Raw genomic sequence first — 12,659 nt, 5'->3', positions numbered from 1 at the left:
TTGCGGGGGAGGTCGGATCGCGCAGCGATCCGGGTGGGGGAAGGGCTCTCGGCGGGTCGCTGACTCAATGCTCGGCGCGCCCTCACCCCAGCCCTCTCCCGCAGGCGGGAGAGGGAGCGCGCTGCGGCGGGGGGAGAGGGGCAGTCACACCGAGAGCCAGAAGCGCTAATGCGCCTCGTCCCAATTGTCGGCCGCCCGGGCGTCGACCTGCAGCGGGACGTTGAGGATCACCGCCGGGAACGGCGCGTCCTGCATCACGTGGCTCACCACCGGCAGTGTCGCCGCCACTTCATCCTCCGGCACCTCGAAGATCAGTTCGTCGTGGACCTGCAGCAGCATCTGCGCCGAGAGCTTCTTCTCCGCCAGCGCGTCCTCCATCCGCACCATGGCGCGGCGGATGATGTCGGCGGCCGAGCCCTGCAGCCGCGCATTGATCGCGGCGCGTTCGTTGAAGGCGCGGATCGACGGGTTCGAGGCCTTGATGTCCGGGTAGTGGCATTTGCGGCCGAACAGCGTCTCGACAAAACCGTGCGCCCGGCAGAAGTCGCGGGTCTCGTCCATATAGGCGCGGATGCCGGGGAAGCGTTCGAAGTAACGCTTTATGTAGGCGCCGGCCTCCTCGCGCGGAATGCCGAGCTGGTTGGCGAGGCCGAATGCCGAGATGCCGTAGATGATGCCGAAATTGATCGCCTTGGCGCGGCGGCGGATGTCGGACGGCATGCCCTCGACCGGGACGCCGAACATCTCCGACGCGGTCATCGCGTGAATGTCGATGCCGTCCTGAAACGCTTTGCGCAGCGCCGGCACGTCGGCGACTTCGGACAGCAGGCGCAATTCGATCTGCGAGTAATCGGCGGAGACCAGTTTGTGCCCCGGCGTCGCCACGAAGGCGCGGCGGATTTTCCGCCCGTCCTCGGTGCGCACCGGGATGTTCTGCAGATTCGGCTCGTTCGACGACAGCCGCCCGGTGGTGGTGGCGGCGAGCGCGTAGGTGGTGTGGACGCGCTGGGTCTGCGGGTGCACGTAGTTCGGCAGCGCATCGGTGTAGGTCGAGCGCAGCTTCGAGACCTGCCGCCAGTCGAGAATTTTTCGCGGGAATTCGTGCCCTTGTTCGGCGAGTTCATCCAGCACCTGCGCCGAGGTCGACCACGCGCCGGTCTTGGTCTTGCTGCCGCCCGGCAGGCCCATCTTGCCGAACAGGATGTCGCCCAATTGCTTGGGGCTGCCGATGTTGATGTCCTCGCCGGCGAGTTCGCGGATCTCTGCCTCGATACGCGCCGCGGTCTGGGCGAAGTCCGACGACAGCCGCGACAAAACGCTTCGATCGATAGAGATGCCGCGACGTTCCATCCGCGCCAGCACGCCGACCAGCGGCCGCTCCAGCGTCTCGTACACCGCGGTCATCCGCTCGGCGACGAGCCGCGGCTTCAGCACGCGCCACAATCGAAGCGCGACGTCGGCGCGCTCGCCGCCATATTCGGTGGCGCGGTCGATCGGCACCTGATCGAACGCAATTTTCGCCTTGCCGCTGCCGGTCAGCGCGCCGAGCACATGCAGCGTGTGGCCGAGATTGCTTTCGGACAGCGCATCCAGACCGTGGCTGCCGCGGCCGGCATCGAGCACATACGAGATCAGTTGCACATCGTCGATGTTGCGCAGCGTGACGCCGTGCTGCGCCAGCAGCACCGCGGTGAACTTGATGTTGAAGCCGATCTTGGCGAGCCCGGCGGAGTCCAGCAGCGGCCGCAGCGCATCGAGCACGTCGCGCGCGCCGAGCTGGTCGGGCGCGAGGCCGGCGGCGAACAGGCCGCTTCCGTCACCGGTCTGGCGGTGGCCGACCGGGATGTAGCACGCATCATTGGGGCCGAGCGCCAGGGCGATGCCGCACAGCTCCGCTTGCATCGGATCGATCGAGGTCGCGATCGCATCGACCGCGAAGGCGCCGGCGTCATGGATGCGGGCGATCCAGCCCTGCAGCTCGTCGAGGGTGCGCACGGTCTTGTAAGCGGCGCGATCGACGGGGATCTTGCGGGCGGCCTCGGCGCGGGCCGCCGCGAGCGCCTGTGGCGTGAGTTCGCCCGCGGCGACCCCACGCTTGTTGCCGTCACCCCCGGGCTTGACCCGGGGGTCCATCGTCTTCGACGACGAATCTTGCGACGGGGGATGGATGGCCGGGTCAAGCCCGGCCATGACGGTCTGAGAGCCGGGCTGATTCTGTGCGCCGCTCTTCAGCGCGGCTTCCGCCTCGACATCCGACGGATCGATCTGCGAATAGTCCGCGACCCGCCGCGTCAGCGTGGTGAATTCCATCGCCTTCAGAAACGAGATCAGCTTTCGCGCGTCGGGCTCGTGCACGGCCAGCTCGTCGAGCGGCACGTCGAGCTTCACCTTGTCATCGAGCAGCACCAGTTGCCGCGAGATCCGCGCCTTCTCGGCGTTCTCGATCAGCGCCTCGCGCCGCTTCGGCTGCTTGATCTCGGCGGCGCGCGCCAAGAGCGTGTCGAGGTCGCCATATTCATTGATCAGTTGCGCCGCGGTCTTGATGCCGATGCCCGGCACGCCGGGCACGTTGTCGACGCTGTCGCCGGCCAGCGCCTGCACTTCGACCACCTTCTCCGGCGGCACGCCGAACTTTTCGATCACCTCGGCAATGCCGATGCGGCGGTCCTTCATGGTGTCGTACATCGTGACGCAGTCGGTCACGAGCTGCATCAGGTCCTTGTCGGACGAAACAATTGTAGCCGTGGCGCCGCGCTCGCACGCCTCGCGCACATAGGTGGCGATCAGATCGTCGGCCTCGAAGCCGGATTGCTCCAGGCAGGGCAGGTCGAACGCCCGCACCGCCTCGCGGATCAGCGCGAATTGCGGGATCAGATCGTCCGGCGCCGGCGGCCGGTGCGCCTTGTAGTCGGGATAGAGCTGGTTGCGGAAGGTGTGCTCGGATTTGTCGAAGATGATGGCCAGATGCGTCGGCCGGTTGTCCGGCGGCATCTCGCGGAGCAGCTTCCACAGCATGTTGCAGAAGCCGAGCACGGCGTTGACCTGCAGCCCGTCCGACTTGCGGGTGAGCGGCGGCAGCGCGTGATAGGCGCGGAAGATGTAGGACGACCCGTCGACCAGGAAGATGTGATCGCCCTGGCCCGGCGGCTTGACGGCGGCCGGGGCAGGGGCGTTGGCGGCGACGGGCGCGGCGGCTTTCGAGGGGGATTTCGGCATGGCCGCAACTTAAGGCGTTTTGCGGCTTTTGACACCCTGCCGGACGCGGGCGGCGGCGATTTTTGCGAGGCCCCGGGAAACCGGTTGCGCGGGCTGCTGTTCCGTGCGCGGGTGGCCGCTCCGCCGCACCTGAAAGGACTTCCGATGCCCACGCCCCTCGACGATCTGATGGCCAGACTGCGCGCAGTCGAGGCCGAGATCGAGGTCGAACTGACCAAGCGGCGCGAAGCGCTGCGCTGGCATCTGGACAATCAGCGCATCGTGTTCGAGCAGGGCGTCGAGCGGCTGCACGGCGCGATCAAGGTCCGGCTGTCGCGCTACATTCGCGACGCCAATCCGTGGATCGTGCTCACCGCGCCGGTGATCTACGCGCTGATCGTGCCGTTCGTGATCCTCGATGTCAGCGTGATGGCCTATCAGGCGATCTGCTTTCCGATCTACAAGATCCCGAAAGTGCGCCGCCGCGACTATCTGGTGTTCGACCGCCACCACCTCGCTTATCTGAACCTCTTGGAAAAGATCAATTGCGCCTACTGCTCCTACGGCAACGGCGTGATCGCCTTCGCCCGCGAGGTCGCGGCGCGGACCGAAGTCTATTGGTGCCCGATCAAACACGCCCGCCGCATCCTCGGCCCGCACCCGCACTACCAGGGCTTCGCCGATTTCGGCGACGCCGAAACCTATCGGGCGAAGATCGTCGGGATGCAGGGCGGGGTGAAGATCGAGGGTGGCGGGTAGTCGTACTGGAGCGTTTCATCGATTGATTGAAGCGGTATGGCCCTTGCCAGATGCACTGCCCCTCATCCTGAGGAGCCCGGCGAAGCCGGGCGTCTCGAAGGATGGGGTGACGTGCAGTGTCGGCGGCGCATGGTTCGAGACGGCGCTTTCGCGCCTCCTCACCATGAGGTTGTGCCTGCGGCGAGTATCCCTGAACGCCAATCTGATTCCATCGGAGACAGAACGGCTCTAGAATCCGTTACGACTGATCGATCAACCTCGTCATGGCCGGGCTCGTCCCGGCCATCCACGCCTTGGTCGAGTGGCCAAGCCCAAAGACGTGGATGCCCGGGACAAGCCCGGGCATGACGTGGGTAAGAACGCAGTGAGAGCAAAAATCGCTACACAAACCCGTGCTTCGCCTTGCTCTCCTGCTCCTGCGCCCTGAACTGGTTGAAGCGCGGCAGGAACTTGTCCCAGTCGATGATGTGGGCGTCGATTTCCGGGCCGTCGATGCAGGCGTGCTTGCGCACCAGCTTGCCGTCGATCGTCACCGGCACCATGCAGGCGCCGCACATTCCCGTCGCATCCACCATGATCGAGTTGAGGCTCGCCACGGTCTTGACGCCATACGGCTTGGTGAGGTCGCTCACCGCCCGCATCATCAGCGGCGGACCGATCGCGATCACTTCGGCGATGCTGCGGCCGATGCCCTGCTGATTGGCCTTGATCATCTCTTCCAGCGGCCCGGTGACGAAGCCCTTGACGCCATAGCTGCCGTCATTGGTGGTGTAGATCAGCGACAGCTGGTCACCGAACTCGCGCTTGATCTTGCCCATGCGCTCGTCCTCGCCGGTCCAGAACAGAAACTCCTTGGCCCGGAAGCCGGAGATCAGCGTGACGTGATTGCCGAGCCGCAGATGCTCGCGCAGGATCGGATACACCGGCGGCAGGCCGACGCCGCCGGCGCAGAACACCACGGTCTGGTTGCCGTCGTAGCGATGCAGCTCCGAGGCGCGGCCGAGCGGGCCGGCGATGCCGGAGAACGCGTCGCCGATCGCCATCCGGTTGATCTCCAGCGACGACGTGCCCATGCCCTGGACCACGAGATCGATAGTGCCCGTCTCGACGTCCCAATCCGCCAGCGTCAGAGGGATCAGCTCGCCCTTCTCCCACGGCAGCACGCGGACGAACTGCCCGGCCTGCGCCGAGCGCGCCACCATCGGCGCCCGCACGGTGAACTCGACGATGCCGCCGGCGAGCGGCACCTTGTTGACGATGGTCTGTTCGATCTGGCCGAGTTCGGTGTAGCGCGCCGCGCGCTCCACACGGTTCTTGATCTCGGCGGCCGTGAACGGAATCTCGCCGACGATTTCCTTCGCCGCCGCCTGGCCGTCGCCGGCCGCGCGGATCGCCGTGGAGCCGCCGCGCGCGGCGTCGCCGCCGGAGTAGACGTCCTGGATCGAGGTGCGCTGCGAACCCTGCTCGACCTCGATGGTGCCCCATTTGTTGGTCTTCAGCCCGGGCTCGGCGTCGCGCATGATCGGGTTGGCGGTGTTGCCGAGCGCCATGATCACCAGATCGACCGGCACCCGTTCGATCTGCCCGGTCGGCTTCGGGCTGCGGCGGCCGGACTTGTCGGGCTCGCCGAGCTCGTTGACGTCGAGCAGCGCGTGGGTGACGAAATGGGTGTGGTCGTCGCCGATGAATTCGCGCGGCGCGCGCAGCACCGCGAGATTGATACCTTCTTCCAGCGCGTGATGCAGTTCCTCGACGCGCGCCGGCATCTCGCTCTTGGTGCGGCGATACACGATGGTGACGTTGCCGCCGAGACGCTTGGCGGTGCGCGCCGCATCCATCGCGGTGTTGCCGCCGCCGATCACGAACACGTTCTTGCCGCGGGTCTCGGGCAGCGGCGTCTCATAGCGATCGTCGAGCCCGCGCATCAGGTTGACGCGGGTCAGGAACTCGTTGGCCGACATCACGCCGAGCAGATGCTCGCCGGGCACGTTCATGAAGGTCGGAAGGCCCGCGCCGGTGCCGACAAAGATCTTCCAGAAGCCTTCGGACTTCAGGTCTTCCAGCGTCGCGGTCTTGCCCACCACAAAATTCTTGACGAAACGCCCGCCGAGCAGCGTGATCTTCTCGACGACGTCGTCGATCAGTTGATTGGGCAATCTGAATTCCGGGATGCCGTAGCGCAGCACGCCGCCGAGGTCATGAAACGCCTCGAAGATCGTGACCGGGAAGCCTTCGACCGCCAGCAAGTAAGCGTTGATCAGGCCGGACGGGCCGGAGCCGACCACCGCGATCGGCGGCTTCGCCGCCGCGGCCCACGGGCTGATGCGGCCGGCGAAGCGGTCGTTGGCGGTCGGGTTCACCAGCTTCTCGTGCTCGGGCAGATACCATTCGATCTGGCCGATCTCGATCGGGCGCTTGGTGTGGGTGCAGACGCCCTGGCACTGCAGTTCCTGCGGGCAGACCCGGCCGGTGACGTTGGGCAGCGGGTTGCAGCTCTCGATCAGCTCCAGCGCCTCGCGGTGCTTGCCGTTGCCGAGCAGGTCCAGCATCTCGGGGATGTGGATCTTGACCGGGCAGCCGCCCTTCGGCTCGGTCTTGCCGTGGATCAGCACGCCGAGCTCGCACGGCTTGTCGTCACATTGCTTGTCGCGCATCACTTCGAGCCAGACGAACAGCTCGCACTCACGCAGCGAGTAGCCGATCGACTGGTAGCCGAGATAGCCCTGATTGACGAGGTCGAAGTCGACCGCGCGCTGCTCCGCCGGGCGGATGTAAGGCGGGATGAATGCCTCGCCCGGCCAGCCTTCCGACAGGTTCTCGAACATCGGGTAGCGACCGCGCAGATGCACGTCGATCGCCTTGATGAACTTGCGCTTGAACTTCAGCGGCAGCGCCCAGATGAAGCGCTGCAGGATCGCGCTCATGTCGTCGTCGCGCGCCAACAGATTCCACAGCGTCGTGGTGAACGCTTCGCCGAGCTCCGCCTGCTGGAATTCCCAGACGATCGCCTGGGTGCCGTCGGCGATGAACATGTTGCGCAGCGACGCCGGGTCGCTGACCAGGCGCTTCTGCAATAGCGCGAGCTGCTTCTGGAAGATGCCGACGGCCTCGCTGGCCTGCAGCTCTTCCAGTTCGGTCTTGGAGCTTTCCAGCGCGCTGCGCGCCTGTTCGTAGCGCAGCACGTCGTTGGCGATGGTGTTGGTGACGCCGCTCATCGGATGATCTCCGCGTCGCAGTTCGCCGCCGCGCGGCTGAGTTTGGCCGACAGTTCGGGCGTGAGCTTGATCTTGTCGAACACGCCCGGGATCACATGGGCGACCTCCTTGGAGGCGCCGCCGACGACGATCTTGGTCAGTTCGAACACTTCGGGCACGTCCTGATAGCAGCTCTTGCAGTTGGTGCATTTGTCGAGATCGGTCTCGGCGATGTCGATATGCGTGCCGCCATTGGCGCCGTTCGCGGGCTTCGCGCCGTTGGTCTGCGCCGCCGGTGCCGGGGCGAGCCCGGCCATCAGCCCTGCGAAGCCGCCGCCGGCGGGCGCGTTCGAACTCGCCGCCAGTTCGCTCATGCCGCGCGCGATGCTGTCGAGCGAGGATTCGCGCGCCTTGACCTGCTCTTCGTACTGGTGCTGCAGCGCGGCCAGTTCGGAGCTGTGCGCCTCGTCCAGCGCGCGGACGTCGAAGCCGGCGAGCACCTGCAGCGTGCGCCAGTATTTGCGCCGCTCCTCGACCAGCGCCACCACGGTCTCGCCGACCGCCATCCGGACCAGCTTCTTGTCGCCGTCGACGACGTGGATGAACGGCGTCTTGCCGGCACGCGCGGCCGGGTCGAGCGCCACGTATTCGTCGATCGGCAGGCCGTCGGCATCCTTCTTCAGCGGCTTGAACTGCTTGCGGAAGCGGACCTCGGTATAGGCGAAGTCGGCCGGGGTGAGCTTCGCCTTCATCAGTTGGGTCGCGCCGTTATCGTCGACATATTCGATCGACTTGCTGGCCCAGTCCTGATCCGCCTCCGGATTGCCGTCGAGGCAGAACGCGCTGGTCAGCTTGCCGCCCTTGCGCGGATCGTGGACGAACACCGGGTTCATCCGGCTCTCCACCGCAAGGCGCGCCTGGCGGTTGGCGACGGCGTCGCCGATGCCGTGCTCGGCCTGGCACGGCGTGTAGACGTCGAGCACCGCCGGCGACGAGGTGTGGTTGAGGAACTCCATCACGTTCTTCAGGAAGTGGCCCTGCAGCGCGGTCGCGGTCTGCACCACGAGCACGTTCGGATGGAACGAGGCGATCAGGCCGAGCTCCTTACGGGATTCCTGCTTGCCGTGATTGGCGATACCGAACCGCGACAGGTCAGAATCTTGACCCGTCAAACTCGCCGTCGAGGTCTGGCCGCCCGTGTTGGAGTAAGCGCCGGTGTTCAGCACCACGACCTTGATCGGGGTCTTGGTCGACAGCAGCCGCGACAGCGCGCCGAAGCCGATGTCGTAGGTGGCGCCGTCGCCGCCCATGCTCAGCACGGTCGGCAGCAGGCTGCGTTCCTCCGGCGTGAACTGGCCCCAGCCGAAGTAACGGAAGTAGCCGTCGTGCTTGGCTGGATCATAGGCGTCGGCCAATTCAAGCTTCGCAACGCGCAGCGCGCGAAAATCGTCGGAGGCCTGCGCGGTGAGGCCCTCGAAGATGCCCTTGGCCACCGCCGGGGTGTCCTGGAACAGGCTGTTCACCCACGGGTCGGTGTAGGGGTTGAACGGGAAGGTCGAGGCATAGACGCTCGAACAACCCGTCGCGTTGGCGATCACCATGCCGGACGGGCCGTTGCCGGTCGGGCCGCTCTCATAGGTGTAGAGCCGCTTCTCCAGCGTCTTCAGCGTCGCGTCGATCCGCGCGGCGCGCGCCGCGTCGCCTTCGACCTGCGTCCGCTTGGCGGTGAGCTGGTCGATCAGGGCTTCCAACTCGCGGGTGTGGTCCTTGCGGCGCTTGTCGTGGATCGCGTGGTTGGTCGAGGTCACCAGGCGGATCGCGGTGACTTCGCCGCAGCCGCGGCAGGCGCCGTGGCCGCCGGTGGTGGCGTAGTAATTGGCGCGATCGAGCATCAGCCGCTTGGTCTCACCCTCGGGCTTGGTGGCGCCTTCGGTGAAGCGCGCCGGGGTGTTCGGGGTGCGGCTGAGGAATTCGAACCGCGCCTGGAGCTGTTCGAGCAGCGGTTCGTCCTGCTCACGATCGACCAGCGCGCCGGGGCCGCAGACGTCGATACATTCGAGGCAGCCCGAGCATTTCCACGGATCGACGCTGACCGAATACAGCCCGCCGGTGCCCGGCTGGCTCTTCTCCATCGCGTCGAAGAACGGCCGCGTCCGCGCCACCGGATACACCGACAGCGCCGCCGAGAGCTTGCCGAAATTGCGGTTCAGCGTCGCGTTGTCGACGTCGAGCGCCTCCGCCGCCTGGGCAACCACCTCGTGGAACGGCTTGTCGTCCTTGGCGGCGCGATACACCTCGCGGATCGCCTCGCTCAGCGCCGGCACTTTTCCGCGCAACGCATCCTGCTGCGCCGGCGCGATGTCGAGCTGCTTGATCGCGGTGCCGAGCAGTTCGTGGATGTCGTGCACGGCGTTGGGGATCGCGGCGTCCGGGCAGACCAGCGCGCATTCCATGCAGCCGGTGCACAGATCGGCGTTGAACTCCGGCACGTTGCGGCGGAACAGGCCCTTGTCCTTCGCTGCCGCCGAGCCCGCCGGCATGAACATGCCCATGCCCGGCAGCACCGGCGCGTCCGCGATGGTGCCGTCGCGGAACGGGCCGGCCAGCACGTCGTCGTAATATTCCGGATCGAGGAAGCCCGCGGCGGAGGCCGGCGCCGCGGCGCGGCACATCGAGGCCGAGATCGCGGCGCTGGCTGTCTTCTTCGGCGCCGCCTTGATGGCGTCCTCGCTGAATTCCGGCGCGCCGACATCGACCTTGTGGGTGGCTTCGAGGCCTTCGCGGATCACCGCCATGTTGCCATCGACGATGTCGCCGCCCTTGGCGCCGAACTTCTTGCTGATTTGCTGACGTATCTTGGTCAGCATCGCGTCCTGCGAAGCGTCGGCGACCACGCGATCGACATTGCCGCACACCGCGCCGATGAAGGCGATGCCCATCATGCGGGTTTCGAGTTCGGCGGTCGGCGCGTGGCGCTTGGCCACCGCGAAGGCGTCGATCACGTAGAACTTGATGGCCTTGTCGCGGATGGTCTGCCGCGCCTTGGCGGGCAGGTCACGCCAGACTTCGAGCGCCGTCAGGTTGGTCTGCAGGATGAAGGTGCCGCCCTGCACCAGGCCGCGCAGCGGGTTGGTGTGCACGAAGACCTTATGATCCGGCGAGATCACGATCTCGACGTCTTCCAGCTCGGCATTGGTGATCTTCACCGGCTCGGGGCTGAGCGTGATGTAGTAATTGGTCGGCGCGCCGCTCTTTTCCGAGCCGTATTTCGGCGCGGATTTCGAGTGCATGTCGAGCGCACCGGCGAGAATGTCGGTGAGCAGCTTGCCCGATGCGATGGTGCCGTAGCCGCCGATCGAGTGGAAGCGGATGCGGAAGGCGGACGGCGGCAGCAGGTTCGGGTTCGTCCCCGTTTCCAGCGCCATGTACTGCGTTTCCGGATAGGCCGCCTTCAGCCGGTTCTGCAGCGCTTCCATCCGGGGCGACGCATTCTCGGTGAAGAAACGAGTGCCGAGATACACGAACGGCGCCGAGTCCGGCTTCTCCATATTGGCGTAGCAGGCGATCATGTCGCGCGGCTGCAAATCGTGGCCGCCGAGGCCGAAGATCGCGGTGGTGATCTTCGGCAATTTGTCGAGCGCCGGGATTCCGGCGTGACGGACGCCGGCGTCGCCGTTCTCGCGCGCCTTGCACAGCGCCTGCGTCACCAGGCTGGTCAGCGCGGTGACGTCGGAGCGTTCCAGCACGGTGACGGCAGTCTTGCCCTTCAGCGCCTCGATCAGGTCCGCCTCGGGGAACGGCTGCAGCACCTTGATCGACACCACGCCGACCTTCTTGCCCTGCGAGCGCAAGTAAGCTGCGACCGCCTCGGCATCGTCGGTCACTGAACCGAGCCCGATCACGACGTGCTCGGCGTCGTCGCACATATAAGTCATCACCGGCTTGTATTCGCGGCCGGTCAGGCTTGCGTATTCGTCCATCGCTTCCTTGACGAAGCGCGGCACCGCATTGGCGAAGTGGGTGCGGTGGTCGACCGCGCCGGCCTGGAAATCAGGCTGGTTCTGCACGCCGCCGGTCAGGCCCGGATTGTCGATGTCGACCAGCGCCGGCACCAGTTGCCGCGTGCCCTTTTCGGGCGCGTTGATCCACTGCCGCTTCCACGGCCCGCGCAGTTCGTCCGGCACGTAAGCCAGCGTCTCGGCGACGATCTCGCCGACATTGTCGGCTTCGATCGCGTCGGCGTTGTCGTCCAGGAATTTCTTGAGCGACTCGAGGTCGGTGGCGACGAAGTCGGTGTCGTGCCGCAGCAGATATTGCTTGAGCTGGAACACGCGGCCCTTGGCGCCGAACAGCATCTCCTGCGCCACGGTCGGGCACTTGATGCGGCCGGACGGGTCGCCGAGGAAGTCGCGCAGCAGTTCCGGCTCCGGCATCAGCGCTTCGCTGAGCATATGCGAGGTGGCGAAGCCGTCCATCGCATTGGCGACCGGGATCAGCGAGGTCGCGGCGACCTTGTAGGAGATCGCCGCGAGGTCGGCGGCTTCCTGCGGGTTGGAGCCGAACAGGATGGTGTAGCCCGACGACAGCAGCGCATAGACGTCGTCATGACCGGCCATCACATTGAGCGAGTGCTTCGACACCACGCGCGCGGCAACCTGCAGCACGAAGCCGCCGACCTTCTTGCCGACGGTGACGTAGTGCGATTCCAGGCCGTACAGGATGCCTTGAGATGACGAGGCATTGGAGATGAACTTGCCGCCGGTCAGCGCCGCGCCCAATGCGCCCGATTGCGCCGAGTGCTCGCCCTCGGGCTCGAAGAAGAACGGATGCTTGCCCCAGACGTTGCAGCCGCCGGAGGAGCGGAACGCCTCGTAGATCTCGGAGATCTCGGTCGAAGGCGTGATCGGATAGCCGATGACGCCGCCGCAGACATGCCCCATCACCTGCGCCACCGCGCCGTTGCCGTGGATCACCGAGGGGATGCCGGGATATTTTGCGTTCATGGGTCGTTCCATTCCTAATGACTGTTGGCGCAGCGATGCCGCGCGGCGCGTCCGAGAAAAGCGTTCCGGGCCGTGGCGGCTGCGATCGCAGCGGACGGCGAACCTCGTCTCGATCCTTCAGAAGTGGCTACCGGCGGGGTCGAACCTCCGCAGTGGTAAAGCCGTAGCCTTGTGTGCGGTGCACTAGCACGCGGCGGGAACAGCCGATTTGACGCGCATCAAAGGCGAAGATTATGGGGCAGTTTGCGCAATAAAATTACAAAATTCTCAAATGAGAGGCATCCGCAGGTGGCGGGGTATGGGGTTGATGGGAGAGCCGCCGCAGCCCTCCCAAAGGTCAAACTGCTCCCTCACGGAACTCGTTATATATTCAAATATACGACGTAGGCCGGCTTTCGCGATTGCGCCGGGTCGGGGGTGCATGCCGTCCATGGAGCGCCGGCGTGCCGGCGGACAGACGATGACGTTCGATTCCCAATGCGATCTTGCGGCGCTGGTCTACGACCCC

General features: G+C 65.9%; 4 protein-coding genes. 1 reads left to right on the top strand and 3 read right to left on the bottom strand.

Annotated elements, in window-relative coordinates:
* Positions 1-165: 165 nt before the first annotated feature.
* Positions 166-3,216, bottom strand: coding sequence for a DNA polymerase I (gene polA, locus SR870_RS16210; protein WP_322514569.1), 3,051 nt, complete (start codon positions 3,214-3,216; stop codon positions 166-168).
* Between the two features lie 144 nt (positions 3,217-3,360).
* Here polA and SR870_RS16205 point away from each other — a divergent pair, with 144 nt between their 5' ends.
* The gene (locus SR870_RS16205; protein ID WP_322514568.1) at positions 3,361-3,954 is read left to right on the top strand and encodes a hypothetical protein; all 594 of its coding nucleotides are present in this window, start codon (positions 3,361-3,363) and stop codon (positions 3,952-3,954) included.
* 380 nt (positions 3,955-4,334) lie between these two features.
* On the opposite strand, the gene SR870_RS16200 is transcribed toward SR870_RS16205, so the two are convergent.
* Together SR870_RS16200 and SR870_RS16195 are read right to left on the bottom strand one after the other, a co-directional pair.
* Entirely contained in the window at positions 4,335-7,169 is a 2,835-nt protein-coding gene (locus SR870_RS16200; protein ID WP_322514567.1) for a sulfide/dihydroorotate dehydrogenase-like FAD/NAD-binding protein, read from the bottom strand.
* Positions 7,166-12,151 carry a 2-oxoacid:acceptor oxidoreductase family protein gene (locus tag SR870_RS16195; protein WP_322514566.1) on the bottom strand — a complete coding sequence of 1,662 codons (4,986 nt, stop codon included), beginning with the start codon at positions 12,149-12,151 and terminating at the stop codon, positions 7,166-7,168. Before SR870_RS16195 ends, SR870_RS16200 begins: the two co-directional genes overlap by 4 nt.
* Positions 12,152-12,659: the final 508 nt, after the last annotated feature.

This window comes from Rhodopseudomonas palustris, assembly GCF_034479375.1.
GTDB lineage: Bacteria > Pseudomonadota > Alphaproteobacteria > Rhizobiales > Xanthobacteraceae > Rhodopseudomonas > Rhodopseudomonas palustris_M.
This window is presented reverse-complemented; position numbering and strand designations above follow the sequence as displayed.

Coding starts and splice junctions, on each gene's coding strand:
- polA (WP_322514569.1), bottom strand. CDS start 3,216: ATGCCGAAATCCCCCTCGAAAGCCGCCGCGCCCGTCGCCGCCAACGCC.
- SR870_RS16205 (WP_322514568.1), top strand. CDS start 3,361: ATGCCCACGCCCCTCGACGATCTGATGGCCAGACTGCGCGCAGTCGAG.
- SR870_RS16200 (WP_322514567.1), bottom strand. CDS start 7,169: ATGAGCGGCGTCACCAACACCATCGCCAACGACGTGCTGCGCTACGAA.
- SR870_RS16195 (WP_322514566.1), bottom strand. CDS start 12,151: ATGAACGCAAAATATCCCGGCATCCCCTCGGTGATCCACGGCAACGGC.